This is a genomic window from Stenotrophomonas sp. STEN038 (genome assembly GCF_056759895.1).
The window spans coordinates 25,069-49,299 of record NZ_JBRRDW010000029.1 but is presented as its reverse complement, the minus strand read 5'-3'; the positions used below and the strand labels follow the sequence as shown (position 1 = coordinate 49,299).

Genomic DNA, 24,231 nt, shown 5'->3' with positions numbered 1-24,231 from the left:
GGGGTTCTATTCACTCCCAATACTGCCCCGCCCAACGCCGGTAGGCGCGGTAGTGATGGATCGCGAAGCCGTCAAACGAGGGCTCGTTGCGCAGCGCACGCTCCACCTTGCGCACTTCCTGCTCGAACACCTTGGGCCCTTCTTCATGGAAGGTGACCTTGTCGATGTCGTTGGACGACACCTCCAGCCCGATCACCACCTTCTTGCCCACTTCATTGGCATAGGCGATCTCGCTGGCGGCGTGCGACAGGATGCTGTCCCTGCCCTCGGCCTTGTCGCGGTAATCCATCAAGGCGACGTAGTCGTAGATGTTGATGGTGTGCTCGCTGACCGGGCGGTGGCGGCCATTCCAGTCCACTTCGATGCCGTCCAGCCAGAACGGAATCGCCGGGCCAACCGCCAAGGTGGCGCCGCTCTCCTGCTTGATGCGCATCACCGCCGCGCTCATGTCCAGGAAACCAATCAGCAGGTCCGCACGCGTGTCGTCGTCCCACTCGTCGAGGATATGCGGTTCGATGTCGAGGTTGGCGCCGTCAAAACGCGCCGCTTCCGGCACCGAGGCGTTGTAGTCCACCACCCGGCGGAACATCGCCTCGGCCTCCTTGCGGTGCGCCGGCAACACGTACTTCTGCGTGCTCAGGTACCAGGAGCCCAGCAAGGCGTAGACCTTCATGTTCTTGCTGTGCAGGCGTTCAATGAAGGCGCGGTACAGCTGCGGCTGCTCGACGATGAGGTTGCGGTCCTTGTAGGCATCGGCATACAGGTACACGGTGTCGATGCGCTGCGACTTGAGATACGCCACCGCCTCATCGGCTACCGCCGGATCCTCGATCATCGCGTACGACTCGGCTTCCCATGTCCAGATCGCTCGGCTGGTCGCTGCCGCCTGCGCCATTGGTGCTACACACAACACGGCTAACAGGCCAAGGCCGAACATCCGGCTCATTGCGACTTCTCCACGCCTGCTGCAGCTTCCACCGGCAGGTGGTAACGGCCCTGCCCGATCGCCTTGCCGCTGTCGGGGTCGGACGGGAACACCGACACGTAGCAACGGCCACCACAGTCCTGCGGCAGGCGCAGCTGCAACTGCACCTGCTGGCTGCCGCTCGGCGGCAGCTGCATGGCCTGCCCATACACTTCCTGCAGCTCGCGGCCGTCCTCGCTGGACATCACCGCCAGCGGCACGAACACGCGGCTGGGCTTGGGATCGCCGCTACTGAACACCGCCGTCAGCTGCACGCCATCGGCTACGGCTGCAACCTCGGCCGAGGCCAGCGACAAGCCGTGCGCCACCGGCGCCGCAGCCACTTCGGCAGCGGCTGCAGGTGCGCTGTACGCAATCAGCTTGGGCGTCGCGCCTTCCGGCGTCAGCGCGTTCTTCTGCATGAAGATCGCATTGGCCTGGGTGTAACGCTGCAGGCGCTGTGTGGCCCAGGCACGCACGCTGGCATCGTCGATTTCGGCCAGGTGCATGCCATCCTGCAATTCGTACAACTTGCCGTCATGCAACCACCAACGCCCAGCCAGATATTCCGGCGCACTGGTCTTGGTCTGCTTCAAGGGGAATTGCTGATTGCTGCGGAAGCTCTCGGCCATGTCCAGGCCGGTGCCCAGCCACGGCGTCTGCCCCGGCCGCTTCAAGCCATAGGTATTGGACAGCAACGCGATCAGCGATGGCGTCACGTCCAGCTGCGAGGACACCGCGCGGATGCGCTTGGGCTGTTTGAGCAGCGGCGAGAACACGATCAGGGGCACGTGGTAACGGTCCACATGCTCGCCCATCGGGATCTCCGGCAAGCGGTGGTCGCCGGTGATGACGAAGATGGTATTGGCATACCACGGGGTCTTTTCCACCGAAGCAAAGTAGCGGCGCAACTGCTCGTCGGTGTACAGGATGGTGCTGTAGATATCGGTGCTGGCACGGTAGCTGGCGCGCTCCGCCTCGGGCACCTGAAGCTGCTGCAGGCGCTGCTCGAACTGCTTGCGGTAGACATCCTGATCCGGGAACTCATAGCTGGTGTGCATCGAGATGGTCTGGATCGCGGTCAGGAACGGCGCCTGCACGCTGTCATTGTCGGCCAGTACCCGCGAGATCAGTTCCTTGTCCGGGTAACCCCAGGCACTGAAGGGATTACGTTGATAACCCTCACCGAAATTGTTCATGTCGACCAGCGTCTGCACCTGCTGGCCTTGCATGTAGGCGCGCTCGTTGTCGAAGCTGGTGTCGGTGCCGTTGTAGAAGGCGGTGTTGTAACCCTGCTGTCGCAGCACGCTGAACAGACCCGGATGCGCCGGCATGCGATCGCCCAGCCCGGTAAAGCCCTCGTCGGCAAACGGTGCCGACCCAATCAGGGTTGGCAGCACGCCAAAGGTACGGCCTTGATTGGCGAGGAAATTATCGAAGTACAGGCTGCGCTCGGCCAGTTCATCAAGGAACGGGGTGAAGCTTCCAAGCGGTGCCTGCGGACCGGAGAACGAGCGGCCCAGGCCTTCGACCACGATCAAGACGACATTCGGCGGTCGGCCATCGCTGGTCGGCGAAAAATTGGGACCCAAGGCATCCGGGGTCTCCTCCGGGCGCAGGAACGGGAAGTTCGGATCCAGCGCGGCTTCATCGCTGGCGACGGCGCTGGGAACGACCGCCACATCCGACTCGCCCTTGAACCAGCGCCACACATCGCCACTGAACCAGGCCAGCTTGTTGCAGGCCAGGTCGCGCGAGGCAACGTCCTTCAACGCCGCCGCACCGCTGGGCAGCGGCAGAATCCACGCAACACCCGCAGCCACCAACCACACCGTGCTCCACACCGTGGAGCCACGCGCATCGAGTCTTGCCAGCCACAGCAGGCCCGCCCACAACACCAGCAGCGGCAGTGCCATCGCCAACACGCCACGCAGCCCCAACGGCGCGCCATCGGCCAGCGTGGTGCGGATTTCGGCAAGGCTGTAGCCGAACAGATCCGCCCCCAGCGGCACATGCGCGACCTGGAAATACTGGTCGAGCAGCACCTGCACCACGATGAACAGCGACCACAGCAGGCCCAGCGCGATGAACCGCGGGAAGGCGCGCTTGATCGCCAGCAGTGGCAGCGACAACAGCACCAGGATCGGCACCGAGCGCAGCAGCATCAGCAGCGCCTGCGCACCGGCAATACCGACAATTGCGCCGGTCTGCGCATTGCCGCCGGCAGCTGCCACACCGCTGCTGACCGCCATTGCGACCAGCACCGCCTGCGCAAGCAGCAACACCGGGAATGCCGAAGAGAAGCGCGCCCAGGCGCCGCCGTCATGCGTGGAAATCATCGTCAGCTGCTCCCTTACCAGCGCGTATAGATGGAACCGGACAGGCGCTGCTCATCGAAGCCGCTGTCGTCGTCGGCATAACCGGCGCCCAGCTTGAAGCCCCAGTTGGGTGTGACCTGATGCCGCCACGCAACGCCAATGGCGGCGTTGTTGTCACGCACCACGCCGCCGAAGCGATCCAGGTCGGTGCTGCGGCCGCTGCTGACGCTGACTTCCAGATAATCGTCGGCATCGCCCTTGTAGTAATTGCGCAGCAACACGCGATGGCTCCAGCTGCCCGAACCGACGCCCGGCACGTGCTGCAGTTTGTAGCGTCCATACCAGTTGCCGACGTAGCGGCCGACGCCAACACCGTAGAACTCGGTGGTGTCGGAGAAGCGCAGTTGATCGACGCTGGCCGACAGCTCCCAGCCATTGCCCACGCCCTGGAACACTTCCACGCGCCAGCTCTGCTTGGGCAGCACGCCGCTGGACGGACCGCGCTGGTAACGCAGGTTTGCGTAGGCACGCGACCATAGCGGTGCATAGCCATCCAGCGCCCAGGCTGTGTCTGACGTATTGAAGTGATCGGCGCGCAGCAGTTCCAGTCCCAACGAGCCCCGCGGGAAATAGCGGCGCAGGGTCAGGTCGTTGTCGTTCCAACTCTGGCGGTCACCGCTGAAGCGGGTGTGGTCCCAGCCCAGGCTTGCCCCCCAGCGGTAGCCATCGGCGGCCACCGCGTCCGGGTTGGCCATGCGCGGCAACAGGCTCAGGCGCAGCTCGGCGATTTCCTTTGGATCCGCGCCCAGCGTGGCAGCGGCGTCGAAATCGGCACGCGCTGCAGCGATCTGGCCTAGCGCACGCAGTTCACGGCCACGCGCGATGCGTGCTGCCGGGTCCTGCGGTGCCAGCTCCACCCAACGCGAGTACGCGTCGGCGGCCTGCTGCGGACGGTCGCTCCAGCGGTACATGTCGCCCAGTGCCGACCAGGCGTCGGCATAGGTCGGGCTGTTCTTCACTACCTGCTGCAGATCGGCCTCCGCGGCAGGGTACTGGCCGTCCCAGGCGTAGGTGCGGCCACGCGCCAACAGCACATCGCCATTGCCAGGATGCTCGCCCAGCAGCGCGCTGTAGCGGGCAATCGTTGCCGCTCGATTGTTGGCGTCGGACTGCTCGCGGATCTGCTGCAGCTGCAGGGTCAGGCTGTCCGGCGCTTCCTGGGCGGACGCCAACAGCGGTGCAGCGGCCAGGGCGAGCAACAGGCAACGCGACAGCACATGCCGCGGAGCACGGAGGGGATGGTGCTGGGTCATGGAACGGTTCCTGGAAATCATTTGTTGATACTCGATTCGCTGATCACTGACGATGCAACTGCCACCGCCACCGGCACTTCCTCTTTGTGGCTCTGCTGCCAGGAACCATCACGACTGATGCGCCCCCAGCTATGCCGCTTGCGACGGGTGAACATCCAGCGGATGGTGGCGGAGAACCGCCACACCGAGTTCACCTGGCGGTAGCCGAAGTTTTCCAGGATCGCCACCACGAACAGACGCAGCTGCTGCGCCGGCCGCGAGTACAGACCGAAAGACAATTCCTCCAGCAGCATCGCGTTGACCGAGAGCAGGATGCCCATGCCGACGGCCGCGGCCAGGAAGATCAGGAACACATCCAGCTGCACCAGCCCGCACAGGGCCAGCACGATCATCGAGACATAGCCCACGACCTCGATGATCGGCCCCAGGAACTCGAAGAACAGCATGAACGGGAACGCCACCCAGCCGGCGGCACCACTGCGGCGGTTGAACAGCATGCCGATATTGGTCCACAGGCTTTCGGCCAGACCACGCTGCCAGCGCATGCGCTGGCTGCGCAGCGATGCCAGGTCGGTGGGGGCCTCGGTCCAACACACCGGGTCGGGCACGAACACGATGCGGTAGTCGCGCTTTTCCTCGCGCAGGTTGCGGTGCAGGCGGATCACCAGATCCATGTCCTCGCCGACGGTGTCGGTGCGATACCCGCCGATGGCGATCACCCGCTCCTTGTAGAACACACCGAAGGCGCCGGAGATGATCAGCAGCGCGTTCATCGGCGACCAACCCATGCGTCCAAACAGGAAGGCGCGCAGGTATTCCACCAGCTGGAAGCTGGGCAGCCAACTATTGGGCAGGCCGATCTTGTCGAGCATGCCGTCACGCACGGTGCAGCCATTGAGCACACGCACCACGCCACCGCTGGCGACCACGCGGCTGTCTTCCAGGAACGGCCGCACCACCCGCGACAGGCTCTCCGGCTGCAGGATGCTGTCGGCATCAACCACACAGAACAGCGGATAGCGCACGCAGTTGATACCGGCGTTGATCGCATCAGCCTTGCCGCCATTGGCCTTGTCGACCATGCGCACGCGCGGGCAACTTGCCGACGCATACACCCCGTGCACCGGCTCGGTCTGCAGGCGCGTGCGATAGGCCTCGGGCACCCGCACCAGACCAAATGCCTCTATCAGCGCATCGCGGGTCCGGTCGCTGGAGCCATCGTTGACCACCACGATCTCGAACGCCGGGTAGCTGGTCTTGAGCAGCGAGCGCACCGAGGAAACCACCGAGGTTTCTTCGTTGTACGCCGGGAGGATGATGCTCACCGGCGGCTGGTACTCGCGCAGACCGGCCGGCAGGTAATTGGCCCGGTACTCGCGCATGTAGCGCACGATCTGGTAGGCCGAGATGTAGTTCAGCAGCAGGTAGGCCAGGTTGATCGCGACGAAGTAGGCCATGAAGAACCACTGCAGCGAGTCGGCGATACTCACCCAGGGAATCTGCTGCACGTAGCTCACCAGCATCTGCCAATAAGCGTTCATGTCGCACTCCTCATCGCGTTCTCGGACAGCACCTGTTCGATGATGTCGCGCCCGTAGCCATCACTCTGCCGCGACTGCATTTCACGCAGTGCGTCGGCACCCATGCCCGGCAAACCGAACAAGGCCTGCGCGGTGCGATAACGCACCCACCAGACGCTGTCCGACAGCAGCGCTTCCAGTCGCCCGGCGTCGCCAAGCTCGCCGATGCGGCCCAGCGCCGCTGCGGCGTGCATGCGCACATGCCAACGCGACGCCGTGAGGAAACCAATGACGCGCTCGCGATCCTGGCGATCGTTGATCAGCTGCAGGCAGACCGAAATGATGTGGTCATCCACATGCCCTTCCAGCAGTTGCCGCACCACCACTGCCGCACGCTGCGGATCGATGTCGGCAAGGAAGCGCACCAGCTTCACGGTGGAATCGGCATTGGCACGCAACAGCGCGTTGCTGATCTCGCGAGCGGCACTGCCGTCCTCGTTCTCGGCCAGAATCCGCGCCACGCTGCCTGGCACCCAATCTTCGCGCTCGGTGATCATCGGCACGAAGGCGGACATGGCGCGCGGCGGATCCACCTGCGCCAACGCCCGTGCTGCGCACAGCGAGACGATGGGGCTGCGATCGTTGAGGAATTTGGCCAGCAGGTCGTAAAGATGCCGGTCGCGCAGATGGCCCAAGGCAATGATGGTCATGGCGCGGTCGTGGTAGCTGCCGCGCAACATGCGGTGCGCCGCCTCCTCCAGACCGACCCGATGACCCAGCGGGGCCAGCCGCCGTACCGACGCTTCCGGCAGGCTCTCGCAGACGCTGTTCCACGCTTCGATGAAGCCTATGACCTCATCGCGTTGCAATCGGTGCACGGGCACGGTTTCACCGGCAAGCTCGCGCTGCAGAACATCGTTCCAGTACTGCCGGGCCTGGGTGTCGCGCCTTTCCCGGCGCTGCGCCCTTACCCGCAGAAAAACAATGATCAACAGCAGTACGGTGGCCAACAGCAGGGTGAGAATCGCCACCCAGCTGGCCACGACGAGTACGGTCGGCCCCTCGAACAGACTGTCCATCGCAGTTCCCTACTTGTTGCGGGTACGTGGCTTGCGAGACCACGTAACCCCCCCTGAGTACAACTCCTGGTGCCAAGCATAGATAGAAACGTGACTTCCGTCTCTATTTTTCGCAATTTCAGTAAGGTTCCCGTCATCAAATTATGTTAAGCAGGATCGTAAGATGTAAATTTTTCATTAAAAACAATGCGCTACAGCGCACTTCGCCACTCGCAGTTGCCTGACCACCTGCCCTGGAAGGCCCAAAGCCTGTCTTCAGCCCTGGCAAGGCCGCGGTTATGCTCAAGCCCAGCCCCTCACAAGGACGATCCATGCAGCGCTGCCGCCAGACCCTTCGTACCCGTTGCGCCCCCCTGTTGGTCACCGCCAGCCTGTTGCTTGCCGGCATCGCACCGGCATGGGCGACCCCTGCCACCGATGCCGACGTCAACCGCCTGTTGGCCGCCTCCCGCGCCCAGAACATGCTCGACGCGATGCTGCCGCAGATGGAAGCCATGCAGGCGCAGCAGTTCGCCGAGATCGCCCAGAAGCAACCGCTCACCCCGGAGCAGAAGGCGGGATTGCAGCGCATCCAGCAGCGCACCTCGCAGACCTTGCGGCAGGCGCTGGCCTGGTCGCAGATGCGGCCGATGTATGTGGATCTGTACAAGCAGTCGTTCTCGAAGGAGGACGTGCTGGCGATGGCCGAGTTCTACGAGAGCCCGGCCGGCCAGAGCCTGCTCGACAAGACCCCGGCGCTGATGCAGAACCTGATGGTCGCCATCCAGCAGAAGATGACCCCGCTGATGGCCGACCTGCAGAAGGACCTGGAGAAGATCAACAGCGAAGTCAAATAAGCGCCCAGCGGTAGTGTCGAGCCATGCTCGGCAAGGGGGCCTTGCCGGTAAAGCCGCCCTGTTTCTGTAGGAGCGGCGTAAGCCGCGAAGCTGGCAATGTTGCAATCACCCGTCTTCCCGCAATCTGATGATTTGTGGGCTTCGCGGCTTACGCCGCTCCTACAATTCCGCGCATATTGATGGGTTTCTGGGGAAGGCCCCTGCCGAGCATGGCTCGGCACTACAACGGCGGGGTGCGTTGCTGCTTTGGCTTTTGTGGGAGCGGCGTAAGCCGCGAGGCTGGCAACGCTGGAATCACCAGCGTTTCTGCAACCTGCTGGTTTATGGGCTTCGCGGCTTATGCCGCTCCTACAGGAGCTGATGGATCTTTGGGAAAGCCCCTGCCGAGCATGGCTCGGCACTACGTGTGAGGCTCCTGCCGAGCATGGCTCGGCACTACCTCAGTCCGGTAGCTTCCAGTTGAACAGGTCCATCGCCTTCTGGAACTCGCGGTCCAGTGGTGCGCGCACTTCGATGCGGCGGCCGTCCTGCGGGTGCGGGAAGGCCAGACGTTCGGCGTGCAGCAGCATGCGGTGCACGCCCTGCATGCGGAACGTGCGGTTGTGCCGCCCGTCGCCGTGGCTGGTGTCGCCGATCATGTGGTGGAACATGTGCTTGAGGTGCCGACGGATCTGCCGGAAACGCCCGGTCTGCGGCTGGCAACGCAGCAGCGCGTAACGCGAGGTCGGGAAGCCCGTCGAGGGAATCGGCAACTCGCCTTCCAGCAGCTTCTGGAAGTGGGTGATGGCCTGCTTCTTGACCGGCTTGCCGGGGCCACCGTCCAGATCATGATCGACGGTGAACGCATCCTCCGCCGGCCAGCCTCGACACACCGCCAGGTAATCCTTCTCCACCTCGCCGCCCATCAGCGTCTTGCCCAAGGTGCTGGCGCTTTCGCGATCAAAGGCCAGCAGCAGGCAACCACTGGTTGCACGGTCCAGCCGGTGCACGAGGAAAATCGGCTTGCCCAACTGCTCGCGCAGGCGGTCAGCGAGGAAGTCATCTTCGCCGCGCGCCAGCTTGCTGTCGTGGACCATCAACCCCGCAGGCTTGTTGACCACCGCCAACCACTGGTCTTCGTACAACAGCGGCAGCGGTTCAAAAACTACCGCTGCTTCCACTGCCTCATCGACAACATCACTCATCGACGCAACCATGCCGAAGCGACCGCAATCGCACCAACCGCGCCGGTCACCCACGACCACAACGGAACCGAGGCGAACTGCGGACCGCCCGCTTCCAGGCCGTACAACAACGCCGAAACCACCATCAAACCGGCGCCAGCAACGGCAGTTACCACACGACGCTGCATGCGCTGCAGCGTACCTTCGAGGTTGACGATGTCCTGCGAGCGCATCGCCAGCTCATGCTTGCCCTCTACCTGCTGGCGCAGCCAGCTGTGCAGCAGGGCCGGCATGTCCGGGGCCTGGGTCATGATTTCCGGCAGGCGCTTGCGCAGTTCCTTCAGCGCGCGGCGCGGGCTGTAACGCTCACGCAGGATGCGCTCCAGCACCGGCTTGGCCACTTCCCAGATGTCCAGGTTGGGGTCGAGCTGGCGGCCAACGCCTTCGATGTTCAACAGCGTCTTCTGCAGCAGGATCAGCTGCGGCTGCAGGGTCAGCTGGTAACGCTGGGCGGTGCGGAACAGCTTCATCAGCACTTCGGCCAGCGAAATCTGCGACAGCGGACGGGTGAAGTACGGCTCGCAGACCGCACGCACAGCGGCTTCCAGCTCGTCGATGCGCACCGTGTTCGGCATCCACTGCGCCTGCAGGTGCAGCTCGGCGATGCGGCGGTAATCGCGGTTGAAGATGGCCATGAAGTTTTCGGCGAGGTAGAACTGATCCTCTTCCGACAGCTGGCCCATGATGCCGAAGTCCAGCGCGATGAAGCGTGGGTTGTCGCGGCGCGCCGGATCGATGTCGACCCAGATGTTGCCGGCGTGTGCATCGGCATGGAAGAAGTTGTCGCGGAATACCTGCGTGTAGAACACGCGCACGCCCTTGGCGGCCAGCGCCTTGCGGTCGATGCCGGCCTTGTCCAGCGCGACGATGTCGTCGGAGGGAATGCCCCAGACCCGCTCCAACGTCAGCGCGCGCTCGGCGGTGTGGCTCCAGATCACTTCCGGAACGTACAGGTCGTCCGAGTTTTCCCAGAAGCGGCGCAGCACGCTGGCGTTGGCGCCTTCGCGCTGCAGGTCCAACTCTGCCGCCAGGGTGGTTTCGATCTCGGCCACCACTTCGCGCGGGCGGATCTTGTCGGCGCGCGGATGGGTGCGCTCGACCAATGCGGCCAGCGACTTGAGCAGGGCGATGTCACCGGCGATCTGCTTCTCGATATCCGGGCGCAACACCTTGACGACGACCTGGCGACCATCGTCCAGCGTTGCTGCATGCACCTGCGCGATCGAGGCCGAGGCCAGCGGCGTGGTGTCGAAGCTGGCGAAGGCTTCGGTGATCGGCAGGCCCAGCGCCTGCTCGACGATCTGCAGCGCGCGCTCGCCATCGAAGGGCTTGACCCGGTCCTGCAGCAAGGTCAGCTCGGCAGCGACATCCGGCGGCACCAGATCGCGGCGGGTGGACAGGATCTGGCCGAACTTGACGAAAATCGGGCCCAGCTCCTGCAGCGCAAGGCGCAGACGCGCACCGCGCGACTGCGAGGCGATATCGGCGCTGGCACGCGGCACGAACGGTTTGGCGATGCCGAGCCAACGTTCAACCGGAGTGCCGTCGAGCAGGTCATCCAGCCGGTAGCGCAGGATCACCCGGCCGATGCGGCTGGCGCGGAACATGGCTCGGGTCGCCTTCATGCGGCACCCCCGGCGCGCTGACGCAGGCGCGCGATGCGCGCGGCCATGCGTTCGACGTCATCGCGGATCACGTCCACATCATCATGGAAGGCATCCAGCTCGGCACGGGCAACGACATCACGCGACTCCTCGGTAACGTATTCGGCGGCGGTTTCGGCCAGATCCTTGGCGCTGCGCCTGGCCTGCAGCAGGGCTGCACGCAGGGTCTGCGCGATCTGCACGCCGAGGATCTCGCCAAAGGCTTTGACAAAAGGCTGCTGCCAATCCGGATCAAAACGGGTGGCCAGCTGCTGCAGGCGGCGCGCCAGCTCGGCATCGCCGGAGACCTTGACCCGCCCAGCAGGCGCGCTGTTGCCACGTCGTGCATTGGCAAGGAAGGGTAGCTGCGCCAGCACCCCGCCCAGCGTGCTGCGCACGGCCAGGTCGGGCTCCAGCGATGGGTCCACCGGGCCCACGGTCAGGCGTTCACCGGCGACCCCGATCTGCATCGCCAGCGACGGCGATTCCAGGGTCAGGGCGATGCGTTGGCCATCGAGCGAGGCCAGCGCGGTGCGGGTATCCGGGTCCAGCGCCAGCGCGCGGTTCAAGGCCACTTCCAGCGCACGGCCGGCCAGCGGCTTGATCATTTTGAGGGGGGATGCAGGCATGCGGGCATTCTACCGGAGGGGCGGGATTGGAGATTGGATGGCGGCGGGGAGCGGACGCCTCGCCAGCACAGGATTTGTTCATGTACCAGCGCCTTGTGCGTGGAACCGCGCTTTCGGCGGCAAGCCGCACCAGCTGGTCGCCGCGCTCAATGAACCGCGCGTCCCGAGCCGCCCGTTACAGCTTGAAACCAGCCGCCACTCCCTATTCCCGAATCGCGGCGTTTGAGTTCATGCTATGCAGACACCACCAAACACAGCGTCAGGAGCACACAGGCAATGGGCAAGACCCGGGTTGGCATCATCTTCGGCGGTCGTTCGGCCGAGCACGAGGTCTCGCTGCAATCGGCGAAGAACATCTTCGACGCGCTGGACAAGGAACGTTTCGACGTCAGCCTGATCGGCGTGGACAAGCAGGGCCTGTGGCACCTGTGCGATGCGGCCGGCTTCCTGCTCAATGCCGATGATCCCAAGCGCATCGCGCTGGACACCTCCGGCCCGGTGCTGTCGGTACTGCCCGGCGCAGAGCGCGGCCAATTGCTGGCTGCCGATGGTCGCGAAGTGCCGCAATTGGATGTGGTGTTCCCGATCGTGCACGGCACCCTCGGCGAAGACGGCACCTTGCAGGGCCTGCTGCGCACCTTGAACCTGCCCTTCGCCGGCCCTGGCGTGCTGGGTGCAGCCGCGGCGATGGACAAGGACATGGCCAAGCGCCTGCTGCGCGATGCCGGCTTGGCGGTGGCGCCGTTTGCCTGCTTCAATCATGTCACTGCTGCACGCGCCGACTACGCTGCACTGGTCGCACAGCTCGGCCTGCCGCTGTTCGTAAAGCCGGCCAACCAGGGTTCCTCGGTGGGCGTGAGCAAGGTGCGCAATGCCGACGAGTTCGCCACCGCGATGGCGCTCGCCCTGTCGTTCGATCACAAGGTGCTGGTGGAATCGGCGATCGTCGGCCGCGAGATCGAGTGTGCGGTGCTGGGCAATGATGTGCCCGAAGCCAGCGTCTGCGGCGAAGTGGTGTTGCATGACGACTTCTACGCCTATGACACCAAGTACATCAGCGCCAGCGGCGCGGAGACGGTGATCCCGGCCGATATCGCTGCCGATGCGCAGCAGCGCATCCGCGAGATCGCCGTGCGCGCCTATCAGGCGCTGGACTGCATCGGCATGGCGCGCGTGGACGTGTTCCTCACCGAGGCTGGCGACGTCGTCATCAACGAACTGAACACCCTGCCCGGTTTCACCAAGATCAGCATGTATCCCAAGCTGTGGGGCGCAAGCGGGCTGGGCTATACCGCACTGATCACGCGCCTGATCGAGCTGGCGCTGGAGCGCCACGCTGCGGACAGGAACCTGCGCAGCTCGATCAGCACTTCGGCCTGATCGAAGTTACTGAAACGACGCGGCCCGCACCCTCGGCGAGGATGCGGGCCGTTCTGTTTCTGGCGTCAGGAACGATCAGCCTTTCTTGCGGAACATCGACACCACCGCAAGGATCAGGAAGACGACGAACAGGATCCACGCGATATTGCTGGCCGCACCGGCAATGCCACTGAAGCCGAGTACGGCGGCAATGATGGCGATGACGAAGAAAACGACGGCGTAATGCAGCATGGGCTGGGTCCTCGGTTTGGAATCAGGGGTCCATACTCGGCAATCGCCGGTCGCGATACGGTGACAGGAACGTTAGCGCCGGATGATGACGGCGCTGTCCATTCAGGAAGCCGCCGCCAACCGGCGCAACCCTTCCTCGATCGAAACCTTGGGCACGTAGCCGAAATCGCGACGTGCCGGCTCCATCGAATACCAATGCGGCGTGCACAGCTGCTCGGCCAGGAAACGCGTCATCGGCGGCTCGCCCGACAAGCGCAGCAGCGGCCACAGCTTTTCGCAGACCGAGCCGATGCGGTACGCGGTCTTGAACGAGATCGACTTCTCCACGCCAGGCGCGCCCACCGCTGCAAGCAGGCGGTTGAGCAGCTCGCGCATCGGCAGCGGCTCCCCGTTGGAAATGAAGTAGGCCTTGCCAGCGCAGGCCGCGCCAACCACCAGATGATCGAAGGCATCGAAGTGCGCCTGCGCGGCGTTGTCGATGAAGGTGGTATCGACCTTGTTCGTGCCATCGCCGACAAAACGCAGACGACCGGCGCGCGCGCGTTCGGCCAGGCGCGGCACCAGCTGGTTGTCGCCCGGGCCCCAGATCAGGCGCGGGCGCAACGCAATGGTTGCCAGATCGGCGCCATTGGCGGCCAGCACTTCCTGCTCTGCGATGGTCTTGGTGGCGGCATACGGCGCCTGGAAGTCCTCGCCGTAAGGCACTTCATCCGCCCCCAGGCCTTCGACCGGATGGGTAGCGCGATGGGTGACGCTGGGTGTTGAGGTGTAGACCAAGCGGCGTATGTCATGCGCCTTGCAGGCGGCAAGCACATTGCGGGTGCCGACCACATTGGCCTGGAAGTAGCTGTCGTAGCTGCCCCAAGCTCCAGCCTTTGCGGCGTTGTGGAAGATGGCATCGACGCCGGCGGCGGCGTGATGCACGGCATTGGCATCGGCCAGGTCACCACGGATCTGGCCGACCCCGATTTCCTGCAACGCGGGGTAATGGCCGCGATTGAAGCTCAGCACCTGATGGCCGCGTTCGACCAGGCCACGGCACAGGGCCTGACCGAGAAAACCACCACCACCGGTAACCAGAATCTTCATTCGTTTGATCGCTCTGTTGCTGGGCTTCCGCGCCGACTGGCCGCGTCGGAAGCATTGAGATTTGTACGTCAGTATCGCAGTAGTCGTGTGTGGGTGGATTGTTGATGTTGGTGACTGGAAGCTCTACCCCTCCCCAGCCCTCCCCTCCGCCTTTGGCGCAAGGGAGGGAGCCAAAGCCCCCGTCCCCAGCCCTCCCCTTGCCTGCGGCAAAGGGAGGGGGCAAAGCTTTAGCCCTCCCTTTCGCGTAGCGAAGGGGAGGGTTGGGAGGGGTGCTCTTCGCCGTGCACCAACGGCCGCAAGATATCCTCCAATACCGCCGGCATCCGCTGCAGCACCTCGTCGTTCCAATAGCGCAGCACCCGGAAGCCCAAGCCCTGCAGCACTTCGGTGCGTCGCTGGTCATAGGCAACTTGCTCAAGATGCTGCCCACCGTCCAACTCGACGATCAGCTTCGCCTCCAGGCAGACAAAGTCGGCGATATAGCCGGCCAAGGGCATCTGTCTGCGGAAGCGATAGCCCGCCAACTGGCGTCGGCGCAGTTGCTGCCACAGGCGGCCTTCGGCATCGGTGGGTGCGTTGCGCAGGGCTCTGGCGCGCCTTCGCAGCTTGTCCATTGCGGCTCTCCGTTTTCTGTACGGAAAACCTGCGGTTGCTGGCGATGAGAGCCTGTCAGGGAATAGCTGGATTCGGGCTGTCCTTCGACTCAAACAGCACTGCGCTTTACCCCTCCCCAACCCTCCCCTCCGCCTTCGGCGCAAGGGAGGGAGCAACAGCCCCCCTCCCCGGCCCTCCCCTCGCCTGCGGCAAAGGGAGGGGGCAACGCTTTAGCCCTCCCTTTCGCGTAGCGAAGGGGAGGGTTGGGAGGAGTGCTCTTGCTATTGCTAGTGCTTCAAGCCTTCCAGCTCAACTCAACTGCGCCTGCGCCCACACCGCCAGCTTCTCGCGCCCGATCTTGGCGTTGTGGCGAATATCCACGGGAAAGCTCGAATGGCGCAGGAAGTACTCAATGCCGGCAAAACCCGGATGACGTAATGCCATGATCCTCAATTGCTTTTCGATCTCACCGGAATGCTGATCCGGCAGCGGCTCGTAACACAGCACCGGCACCTGCTGACCCAATGCACCAACACCCACCAAAGCCGTACGCCGCACACCGGCCACAGTGTTGAACACCGGTTCCACCTGCTCGGTATACAGCGGCCCTGCCGCCGTCTCGACCCGATGCGTCTTGCGCCCGCAGAACCACAACCGCCCGTCAGCATCGAACCAACCCACATCGCCCATGCGGTGCACGATGCGTTCGCTGCCATCGGCCAGCACTTCGCGGATCTTGGCTGCGGCCGTGGCCTGCGGTCGGTTGAAATAGCTGTCGGTGGTGGTCGGGCCAACCACCGTGATCTCTCCCACCTCACCAGCGGGCAGTTCGCGCACGCCGCTCCAATCAGCAATCGGCTCGTCGGTGATGGCAATGACGCGCACGACATTCGGCGCGACCACGCGACCCACACAGGTGCCAGCACCGGCCTCGGTAGCACCACGGGTTTCGACCAGTTCGCGGCCTTCAATCACCGCAACCGGCAGGCATTCAGTGGCGCCATACGGCGTCCAGAACTGGCCATCCTTCGGCATCAGCGAGCGGATCTTGGACACGATCTCCGGCGGCACCGGGGCACCCGCCGAAGTGGCGCGGGTCACTGTTGGCAGCGGCTGGCCGTGCTCGGCCAGTACCCGCATCAAGGCCGGTGAACCAAACAGCTGGGTCACGCCGAAACGGGCGATGGCATCGTGCAGCTTGCGCGGATTGGCGCTACCCGGCCGGGTCGGGTCCATGTCCGGAATCACCGAAGTCAGGCCCAGCGCCGGGTCGAACAGCGCGAACGGCGGGAAGGTCGGCAGGTCGATACCGCCGGGCTGCATGCCGAAGGCATTGCGCAGCAGTTCCACCTGGCCGACGAAGTGGCGATGGCGGTAGACCACGCCTTTGGGTACGCCGGTGGAGCCGCTGGTGAACAGGATCGCGGCCACATCGTCCGGCGCGGTGGCGGCCAGCTGGCTGCCCGCGCCTGCGCCATCGGCCTCGATCTTCGCCAGCGTGACGCCGCCCCAGCCCCAACGCCGGCCAACGGTGACCCTGATCCTGGCCGCCTTGGCCCAGCCGAGCAGCACCCGCGCAAACTGGGCCAAGGGGATGCCGATGAAGGCCTGCGGCCGCGCTTCGTCCAGGCACTGCTTCAGCGCGCGCTTATCGATGCCGGGGTCGACCAACACCGGCACCGCGCCGATCTTGAACAGGGCGAACATCAGCAGGAAGAACTCCGGCCCCGGTCGCACCATCACCACCGCACGCACCCCACGGCCGATGCCGTTTGCCGCCAAACCAGCGGCAATGGCGTCGCTGCGGGCATCCAGCGTGCGGTAATCCAGGGTCACGTCGTAGGCGGCCATGCCGTTGGCGGCGGGCTTGCCGGGGCAGCGGATGGCGATCTGGGAGGGCCGTTCACGCGCCAGCTCGGGCAGGCGCGCGGCGATATTGCAGGTTTCGTTCATCTTCCTATTGTCGCCAATGCAGAAAAATCTTGCGCGCAGGCCGTCACCGTGGAAAATTTCCCACCTTCCTTTTGTCCTATTCCTGCCGCCAAGGCCGGTCTCCCATGCCCCATCCCTGCCTGACCTGCGGCGCCTGCTGCACCCAATACCGTGTTGCCTTCCACTGGATGGAATCGGACGAAGTCACCGAAGGCGGCGTGCCCCACCAGCTGACCCAGCGCCTGGATCCGCACCGGTTGTGCATGCAGGGCACCTACTCGGACCCGATCCGCTGCGTGGCCCTGGATTCGGAGATCGGCGTGTACTCACGCTGCACCATCCACCCGAACCGGCCCAGCGTATGCCGCGAGGTGGATGCTTCCTGGGAGTACGGCAAGGCCAGCTCGCAGTGCGACCGCGCGCGTATCGCCCACGGCATGCCGGCACTGACGCTGGCCGACTGGCGCTGGCGCGATGGTGCCGACAATGACGACGATCATCCGGACGACAATGGCAACAGCCCGTCGTCACCGCCGAATACGCCGATTGCGGCTTGAGGATGTGGACTGGTTACTCCTGCAAGGACGGGAGTGACCTCGACGACACCGCCACTGCGCAGCCTCAAAGCGCCTTGTAACGCCCCCACAACACCTCGAACTGCTGCGCGAAGCTGCGCACCAGATTGCGGTCGTTGCTGACCACCAGATTCTCATCGTTGTGCTCGGTCGCGGTGCGCGTCCAATTGAAACTGCCATTGGCCAGCACCTTGCCGTCGAACAGCGCGAACTTGTGGTGCATATGGTATTCGCTGTGGTCCACCCGCACCGGAATATCCGCATCATTCAGACGGCGGATGTCATTCCCATCGTCGTAGACCTTGTCGTTGTCGCTGATGATGCGCACCACCACGCCGCGCTTGTGCGCGTCCAGGATCACGCCACTGAGACGATCGTCTGAGATGGTGAACACGCAGATATCCAATGTCTGCTTGGCTCCGGCGCACAGCGCGCGCAGCCGTTGCATGCAGGCATCGCCCGGGGAGAAATAGGTGCTGGTCAGGGTTTCGACTGGGCCTGCATTGACGTCCAGCGTGCGCACTACCTGTTCAACCCATTTCAGCATTGGCAGCGCTTCGCCTGGATTGGCAGCGACCTGCTCGCGGGCGATATCGAAGGCGCGGTTGCGCAGGAAGCGCAGGCGGTCGGGCGGTAGTTCCGCGCCAAGTTCGCGTAGTGCGGAGCGCTCCTCGTTGCTCAAGCTGAGGTCCTGCGCGCTGTCACGCAACTGCCGGTCCAGGCTGTCGAAATCCATTCTTCACTCCCTGTGCTAAGAAGCACAGAGCTTCGCACACCCGTGCGCGCCTCTGTAGGAGCGGCGTAAGCCGCGAAGCTGGTGCCAAGAGAACGGCCGCAAAAGCTACCCCTCCCAAACCCTCCCCTCCGCCTTCGGCGCAAGGGAGGGAGCAGAAGCAGGCATCGCGCGCGGTTTGCGCGAAACGCCAGACAACGGCTTGCAGGATGCAGAGCTAGCCGTAGCGGGTCTATCCCTTGCTTCGCGGCTTACGCCGCTCCTACAGGTGCCCGCGCTCCCACAAGCCCCAGCTCACCCCAGCGGGTTGCGCTCCAGGAAGGCTCTTACCGCCGGTACGATCACTTCGTGCTTGTCTTCCAGCACATAGTGGTTGGCATCTTCGAATTCGGTCACTTCCGCCTGCGGCAGCGCCTTGCGGAAGCCGGCCAGGAAGTGATGGTCGAAGCAGATGTCACGCAGGCCCCAGGCGATGTACACCGGGCGATCGGCGAACGACGGCAGCGCCGCCGCCGCACGCTCCAGCAGCGACCATGCCTTGTCGGCTGGCGACAGCGGGATGTCCTGCATGAAGCGGATGGTTGAAATGCGGTTGGCCCAGTTGTTGTACGGCGACACATAGGCGCGGCGCACATCGGCCGGCATGCGCCGGCTCACGCCCAGCCACGAGGCACCGGACGAGAACGCATTGAAGGTACGGATGAACCATTCGCCCGGCTTCCAGTGCCGGCCCATGGCGATCTGCCACGGCATCGGCTTTTCCGGCGGCAGCGGGAACGAGGCGGTGTTGGTGATCACCAGGCGCTTGACCTGCTCGTGGTGCGACAACGCCCAGCCGAAGCCGATCATGCCGCCCCAGTCGTGCACGGCCAGCGTCACCGGGCCGGTGATGCCCAGGTGCTTGAGCAGCGCGTCCAGATCATCCACACGCGACTGCAAGGTGTATTCGTAGCGGCTGTCATCGGGCTTGTCGGACAGGCCCATGCCGATGTGGTCCGGCACGATGCAGCGGTACTTGTCGCTGAGGCCGTTGACCAGGTGACGCCACAGGTAGCTCCACGACGGGTTGCCGTGCAGCATCACCACCACCTCACCGTCGCGCGGGCCTTCATCGATGTAGTTCATCGACAAGCCGGGGCGGACTTCGAAGCGGTGAGTCTTGCTGGGGTAACCGGGGAGTTTGTTCATCGGGTCGCACCTGCGGCTGCTAAGCCCCGCTCCCGCCGGGAGAGGGGTTGGGGAGAGGGTTGGCCGGAGTGGAGGACCTTGAACAGCCGCTCGAACTCCCGGCGCTTGCATGCTGCGCACGCTTCCCCTTTTCCGCCCTTCGGGCACCCCCGCCTTCGCGGGGGCAGGCCCTTTATTCCTCCCGCAAGGGGAGAAGGGAAAAACCTGCGAACTGACAATTGCGCCTCCTGCGGAAGCGAAGCCGTCAGGCCACGGCCTTGTTACCAGACCACCTCGGCCATCGTGCAGTTCAAGCCCGAGCCGATACCCATCAGCGCGACGCGGTCGCCCTTCTTGAGCTTGCCCAGCTGACGCAGCTTGCTCAGCACGATCGGTACCGAAGCCGGGCCGATGTTGCCGTGCTCACCAAAGATGGTCATCACCTTCTTCGGGTCGATGCCGAAGGCCTTGATGAAGGCATTGGTATGCGGCTGGCTGACCTGGTGGATCACGAACTGGTCGATCTCCTCCACCGCCCAGCCCAGCGCGACGCGCGTGGCTTCAAAGGTCTTGGTGGCCAGCTTGATGCCTTCGATCAGCAGCATGCGGGTGTCGGTGACCATGCGGTCCAGGTTGCCCACGCACAGCTTGTTCCACTGGTTGGCTGCACGGGTCACGCCGCCCTTGTAGCGAGGGGCGTCCGGCACCAGCTCAGAGCGCGCCATCACCATTGCAGCCGCACCGGAACCGGTGGTCAGCGCAGCGACTTCGTCACGCATCTGCTGGGCGGTGATGTCCGGGGACATCATGCGCTCCAGGGTCTTTTCATAGACCAGGTTGGAGGTTTCGCCGTCGACGATCAACGCATAGTCGATGTCGCCGCGCTCCAACATCAGCGCCGCCATGTCCATGCCATTGATGAAGGCAAGGCAGGCGTTGGCGATGTCGAAGGTGACGCAGTCTTCGCCGATGCCGAGGTTGCCGGACACGATCGAAGCGGTGGACGGTTCCAGGTAATCACGGCTGACCGAGGTGTTGATCAGCAGGCCCACCATGTCGGCGGTGATACCGGCATCTTCCAGCGCCTTGCGGCCAGCCAGCGTGGCGACGTCCGAGGCCTGCGTACCCTGGTCCCAAAGGCGGCGCGCATGGATGCCGGCGATATCGCCAAGCACGTCGGCACGAATGCCCAGGCGTTCCAGCGTGGGCTGGAGCCGCTCGTTGATTTCCTTTGAGGTCAGCGTATGCGGCGCATCAATGTGCGCCAGTCCCGCGATCGAGACATTTTGAAAAGGCATCAGAAAGCGCCAAGACTCAGGCGAAGGGGTCGCCATTCTAGCGCCTGCGCATTTTTACCGCATCTTTACAAATCGGCGGCCCGGCGTATGGAGCCGCCGGGACCGTCAGTCGGCCTGGAACCTCAGCGCGGCGGGCACTGGAAGGCAGCAAAACGCTGGCTGCCATCGGCAGGCTGGCCGCTGGCCTGTACGGCATTGGCACCGGCGCTGGGGGCTTCGTTGCGGGCCAGGGTTTCCAGTTCTTCCTGCACGCGCAGCGGGTTGCGGTTGTAGAAGCCGACCTTGCTCTTTACCGAGACCACGATCTCGCCCTTGGTCACGCAGCCCGGCGCAACCGGACCTGCTGGCAATACGCGCACGGTCTTGCCGCTGGATTCAATCGGCACCCAGGTGCAGGCGGCGGTGCTGGCGATCAGGGCGGACAAAAGCAGGACGCGCATGGACTATTCCTTGTGAAGATCAGCAGGGATTGTGCCGGGAATGGATGAACAGGTGGTGATCCCTGTGATTTGGTGCGCGGCAAAAGCAAAACCTACCCCTCCCCAGCCCTCCCCTTCGCTGCGCGAAAGGGAGGGGGCGGAAATGTAGTGCCGAGCCATGCTCGGCAGGGGTTTTACCAGCGAACGGCTGCCCTCACCCCAACCCCTCTCCCGCGTGCGGGAGAGGGGCTTAAGCCGAGGCGGTGGGCTGCGTCCTGTCGCTTACTTCTTTTCCACCGGCTTGCCGTCGGCGTCGATCACGGTCACTTCGCCCAGCTTCAGTGCGCGCACCGGGGCCTCGGTCTGCTTCAGGTCGCCTACCACCACCCAGGTCAACTTGGACGGATCAAGGATCTTGGCTGCCTCGGCCACCTGCGCCGGGGTCATCGCTTCGATCTCGGCCTTGCGCTTGAACACGTAGTCGTCCGGACGGCCGTAACGCACGATGCCGCCGATGGTGCTCATCACCGCCGATGCGGTTTCGTAGGCACCGGGCAGGCTCAGCGTCTGGATGTTGCGGATGCGGTTGACCTCGGCATCGGTCGGCGGACGCTGGCCGCTGGCGAACTGGCTGATCTCGGCGTTCATTTCCTTCATCGCCTCACCGGTCTTGTCGATCTGTACCGGTGCAACCGCCATCCACGGGCGCTGGCCCAGTGCATTGGAAGCGCTCGAACGCGCGCCGTAGGACCAATGCTTGTCCTCACGCAGGTTCATGTTCAGGCGCGAGGTGAAGTCGCCACCCAGCACGCCATTGGCGATGTCGAAGCGGGTGGTGCCCGCATCCATCGTCGACGGCGCGACCTGACCGGCGAACAGGTTGGCCTGCACCGCGCCCGGCTGGTCGATCAGGAACACGCGCGATGCCTGCGGGCGATCCACATTGGTCAGGGCCTCAACCTTCGGCCGCGCACCCTCGCCCTTCCAGTCACCGAAGCTGCGCTCCAGCAGCGGCACGAGGTCCTTCAAGGTGGTGTCACCGACCACGATCAGGGTGGCGCCTTCCGGGCGAATCCACTGCTTGTGGAAGGAAGTCAGGTCTTCGCGGGTCAGCGACTGGATTGCCGCTTCGTTGCCGCTGCCGGTGAACGGAATCGCATACGGGTGGCCAGCGCCGTACAGCAGCGGCGGCAGCACGCGCATCGCCACCGCGTTCGGCTGCGCCTTTTCCTGCTGGATGCCAGCAATCCAGGTGGCCTTGATGCGGTCGATCTCGTTCTGCTCGAAACGCGGTGCACGCACCACGTCGGCGTACAGCGCCAGCGACGGTGCCAGGTTTTCCTTCAGTGCCGACAGGTACACGCTGGAACCGTCCAGCGACGCACCCGCATTGACGCTTGCACCCAGGCTTTCCACCGCATCTGCGAACGCCAGCGAGCCGAGCTGGCCAGCGCCTTCGTCCAGCATGCCCATGGTGAAGTTGGCGGTGCCCGGCTTGCGGCCACGGTCGGCGGTGAAGCCACCCGGGAACTCATAGCTGAACTGCACCACCGGAACATCATGGCGCTCGGCCAGCACCACCTTGGTGCCGTTCTTCAGCGTGGCGCGCTGCAGCTGCGGGAACTTCAGTTCCGGGAAGCTGGTGGTCTTGGGCACGCCGGCGCTGCGGTCGACCTGGCTCGGCAGCGTGGTGTACTTGCTGTCCACGGCCGGCACGTTGAACGGCGCCGGCTTGACCGACGGCAGCTCGGCCAAGGCAACGCGCTCGCCCGGCTCGACCACCAGGGTGTGGTCGCCCACGCCCAGCCACTTGGCACCTGCTGCCTTGACGTCTGCAGCGGTAGCAGCGTCCACATTGGCCAGCGAGGTGCGGAAGCAGCCCGGGTTGCCTTCGTAGACGGCGCACTGTGCGAGCGCGTCAGCCTTGCCGCCGAAGCCACCAATACGCTCGATGCCGCGCACGAAGCTGGCACGCGTCTGCACCTTGGCGCGCTCGAGTTCATCGGCGGTCGGGCCTTCGGCGATCAGACGCTTCAGTTCTTCGTCGATGGCCGCCTCGACCTTGGCCGGGTCCACGCCCTGCTTGACCGTGGCCATGATCAGGAAGTTGGAGCCCAGCTGCGAGGCATCGGTCATCGCGCTGATGTTGTCGACCAGCTTGTCCTTGTGCAGCAAGCGCTGATCCAGACGCGAGGACTTGGCGCCGCCCAGCACGTAGGAGAACAGGTCGAGCTGATCAATATCGGTGGTGCCGACCTGGGCCACGTTCCAGGCACGGTAGATGCGCGCCTGCGGCACCTTGTCGGTCATCACTTCGCGGGTGGTGGCAGCGCGCTGCGCAACGTTCACCGCCGGCTGCGCCATGGTCGGGCCGGCCGGGATGTCGCCGAAGAACTTGGCGGCCTTTTCCTTGGCGGTGGCCACGTCGATGTCACCGGCCAGCACCAGCACCGCGTTGTTCGGGCCATACCAGGTGTGGAACCAGGTCTTGACGTCGTCCAGCGAGGCGGCGTTGAGATCGTTCATCGAACCGATCACGCCGTGGTGGTACGGATGGCCTGCCGGGTACATGGCGCGGGTCAGCTTGTCCCAGACCTGGCCGTAAGGCTGGTTCTCACCCTGGCGCTTTTCGTTCTGCACCACGCCGCGCTGCTCATCGAGTGCAGCCTGGTCGATGGCGCCCACCAGGTGACCCATGCGGTCCGATTCCATCCACAGCGCCATGTCCAACGCGGTGGTCGGCACGTTCTGGAAATAGTTGGTGCGGTCGGTATTGGTGGTGCCGTTCTGGTCGGTGGCGCCGACCTGCTTGAAGGGTTCGAAGAACTCGCCGTCGTGGTTTTCGCTGCGCTGGAACATCAAGTGCTCAAACAGATGCGCGAAGCCGGTACGGCCGGCCGGTTCGTCCTTGGCACCAACGTGGTACCAGATGTTCACCGCCACGATCGGTGCCTTGCGGTCGGTGTGCACCACCACGCGCAAGCCGTTCGGCAGGGTGAATTCTTCATACGGGATATCGACCGACGCAGCGGCGGCGGCGGCCGGCTTGGCCTCCGCAACCAGCGGGGCGCCAACGAATCCGCCCAGGGCGGCACTCAGGGCCAGGGTCAACAAGGCGGTGCGGGGCATAGCTGCGTTCATTCCATTTCCGTTTGGGTATGAAGGTGAACGCAGATCCTAACCGGGCGCCGTCACATCGGCATACGCCATGCGTCATGGGTAACGAAGCAGCTGTACCGGTGTCCGTCCGGTCACTGCAGACGCGGCGAGTGTCCGGACAGCGGACAC

20 protein-coding genes are annotated in these 24,231 nt (G+C 64.4%); 3 read left to right on the top strand and 17 right to left on the bottom strand.

Annotation, left to right across the window (positions count from 1 at the left end; translation table 11 throughout):
* Positions 1-10: 10 nt before the first annotated feature.
* From ACVOLS_RS13150 to ACVOLS_RS13130, 5 genes are read right to left on the bottom strand one after another with little or no spacing between them, the layout of a single operon-like run.
* A complete protein-coding gene (locus ACVOLS_RS13150; RefSeq protein ID WP_481545952.1) occupies positions 11-946 on the bottom strand; it encodes a hypothetical protein in 936 nt (311 codons plus the stop codon).
* On the bottom strand, positions 943-3,303 hold the full coding sequence (locus ACVOLS_RS13145; RefSeq protein ID WP_481545951.1) for an LTA synthase family protein: 2,361 nt from the start codon (positions 3,301-3,303) through the stop codon (positions 943-945). Before ACVOLS_RS13145 ends, ACVOLS_RS13150 begins: the two co-directional genes overlap by 4 nt.
* Before the next feature lie 14 nt (positions 3,304-3,317).
* A complete protein-coding gene (locus ACVOLS_RS13140; protein WP_481545950.1) occupies positions 3,318-4,595 on the bottom strand; it encodes a YaiO family outer membrane beta-barrel protein in 1,278 nt (425 codons plus the stop codon).
* A gap of 17 nt (positions 4,596-4,612) precedes the next feature.
* Positions 4,613-6,136, bottom strand: coding sequence for a glycosyltransferase family 2 protein (locus ACVOLS_RS13135; RefSeq protein ID WP_481545949.1), 1,524 nt, complete (start codon positions 6,134-6,136; stop codon positions 4,613-4,615).
* Positions 6,133-7,194: a HEAT repeat domain-containing protein gene (locus tag ACVOLS_RS13130; RefSeq protein WP_481545948.1), complete on the bottom strand. Its 1,062-nt coding sequence runs from the start codon at positions 7,192-7,194 to the stop codon at positions 6,133-6,135. Before ACVOLS_RS13130 ends, ACVOLS_RS13135 begins: the two co-directional genes overlap by 4 nt.
* 278 nt (positions 7,195-7,472) lie before the next feature.
* On the opposite strand from ACVOLS_RS13130, the gene ACVOLS_RS13125 reads away from it, so the two are divergent.
* On the top strand, positions 7,473-8,030 hold the full coding sequence (locus ACVOLS_RS13125) for a DUF2059 domain-containing protein (RefSeq protein WP_481545947.1): 558 nt from the start codon (positions 7,473-7,475) through the stop codon (positions 8,028-8,030).
* 440 nt (positions 8,031-8,470) lie between these two features.
* Here the strand turns inward: ACVOLS_RS13125 and ACVOLS_RS13120 are convergent, their stop codons facing one another.
* The 3 genes from ACVOLS_RS13120 to ACVOLS_RS13110 are packed head-to-tail and all read right to left on the bottom strand — an operon-like array spanning position 8,471 to position 11,525.
* Positions 8,471-9,214: a pseudouridine synthase gene (locus tag ACVOLS_RS13120; RefSeq protein WP_481545946.1), complete on the bottom strand. Its 744-nt coding sequence runs from the start codon at positions 9,212-9,214 to the stop codon at positions 8,471-8,473.
* Complete coding sequence (gene ubiB / locus ACVOLS_RS13115) at positions 9,211-10,878, bottom strand: ubiquinone biosynthesis regulatory protein kinase UbiB (RefSeq protein ID WP_481545945.1); 1,668 nt, start codon at positions 10,876-10,878, stop codon at positions 9,211-9,213. Before ubiB ends, ACVOLS_RS13120 begins: the two co-directional genes overlap by 4 nt.
* On the bottom strand, positions 10,875-11,525 hold the full coding sequence (locus ACVOLS_RS13110) for a ubiquinone biosynthesis accessory factor UbiJ (RefSeq protein WP_282273235.1): 651 nt from the start codon (positions 11,523-11,525) through the stop codon (positions 10,875-10,877). Before ACVOLS_RS13110 ends, ubiB begins: the two co-directional genes overlap by 4 nt.
* Positions 11,526-11,801: 276 nt before the next feature.
* Between ACVOLS_RS13110 and ddlA the strand changes: the two genes are divergently transcribed.
* A complete protein-coding gene (ddlA, locus tag ACVOLS_RS13105; RefSeq protein ID WP_481545944.1) occupies positions 11,802-12,905 on the top strand; it encodes a D-alanine--D-alanine ligase in 1,104 nt (367 codons plus the stop codon).
* A 75-nt stretch (positions 12,906-12,980) separates the two neighbouring features.
* Here ddlA and ACVOLS_RS13100 read toward each other — a convergent pair whose 3' ends face one another.
* The 4 genes from ACVOLS_RS13100 to oleC all read right to left on the bottom strand — a co-directional run bounded on the left by ACVOLS_RS13100 (position 12,981) and on the right by oleC (position 16,772).
* Positions 12,981-13,136 carry a DUF1328 domain-containing protein gene (locus ACVOLS_RS13100; RefSeq protein WP_282269396.1) on the bottom strand — a complete coding sequence of 52 codons (156 nt, stop codon included), beginning with the start codon at positions 13,134-13,136 and terminating at the stop codon, positions 12,981-12,983.
* 102 nt (positions 13,137-13,238) lie between these two features.
* Positions 13,239-14,225: a 2-alkyl-3-oxoalkanoate reductase gene (gene oleD, locus ACVOLS_RS13095; RefSeq protein ID WP_481545943.1), complete on the bottom strand. Its 987-nt coding sequence runs from the start codon at positions 14,223-14,225 to the stop codon at positions 13,239-13,241.
* A gap of 227 nt (positions 14,226-14,452) precedes the next feature.
* On the bottom strand, positions 14,453-14,839 hold the full coding sequence (locus ACVOLS_RS13090) for an endonuclease domain-containing protein (RefSeq protein ID WP_481545942.1): 387 nt from the start codon (positions 14,837-14,839) through the stop codon (positions 14,453-14,455).
* Positions 14,840-15,128: 289 nt separating this feature from the next.
* A complete protein-coding gene (oleC, locus tag ACVOLS_RS13085; RefSeq protein ID WP_481545941.1) occupies positions 15,129-16,772 on the bottom strand; it encodes an olefin beta-lactone synthetase in 1,644 nt (547 codons plus the stop codon).
* 104 nt (positions 16,773-16,876) lie between these two features.
* Between oleC and ACVOLS_RS13080 the strand changes: the two genes are divergently transcribed.
* On the top strand, positions 16,877-17,308 hold the full coding sequence (locus ACVOLS_RS13080) for a YkgJ family cysteine cluster protein (RefSeq protein WP_481512410.1): 432 nt from the start codon (positions 16,877-16,879) through the stop codon (positions 17,306-17,308).
* A 64-nt stretch (positions 17,309-17,372) separates the two neighbouring features.
* Here ACVOLS_RS13080 and ACVOLS_RS13075 read toward each other — a convergent pair whose 3' ends face one another.
* From ACVOLS_RS13075 to ACVOLS_RS13055, 5 genes are all read right to left on the bottom strand, one after another.
* Positions 17,373-18,062, bottom strand: a complete 690-nt coding sequence (locus ACVOLS_RS13075; protein ID WP_481545940.1) for a phospholipase D-like domain-containing protein — start codon at positions 18,060-18,062, stop codon at positions 17,373-17,375.
* Positions 18,063-18,353: 291 nt separating this feature from the next.
* On the bottom strand, positions 18,354-19,247 hold the full coding sequence (locus tag ACVOLS_RS13070; protein ID WP_481545939.1) for an alpha/beta fold hydrolase: 894 nt from the start codon (positions 19,245-19,247) through the stop codon (positions 18,354-18,356).
* Positions 19,248-19,507: 260 nt separating this feature from the next.
* Positions 19,508-20,524 (bottom strand): 3-oxoacyl-ACP synthase III, encoded by a 1,017-nt coding sequence (locus tag ACVOLS_RS13065; RefSeq protein ID WP_481545938.1) that lies wholly within the window; start codon positions 20,522-20,524, stop codon positions 19,508-19,510.
* Positions 20,525-20,646: 122 nt separating this feature from the next.
* Positions 20,647-20,964 (bottom strand): DUF4156 domain-containing protein, encoded by a 318-nt coding sequence (locus ACVOLS_RS13060; protein WP_303748722.1) that lies wholly within the window; start codon positions 20,962-20,964, stop codon positions 20,647-20,649.
* Positions 20,965-21,225: 261 nt separating this feature from the next.
* Positions 21,226-24,084 (bottom strand): M16 family metallopeptidase, encoded by a 2,859-nt coding sequence (locus ACVOLS_RS13055; RefSeq protein ID WP_481545937.1) that lies wholly within the window; start codon positions 24,082-24,084, stop codon positions 21,226-21,228.
* Positions 24,085-24,231: the final 147 nt, after the last annotated feature.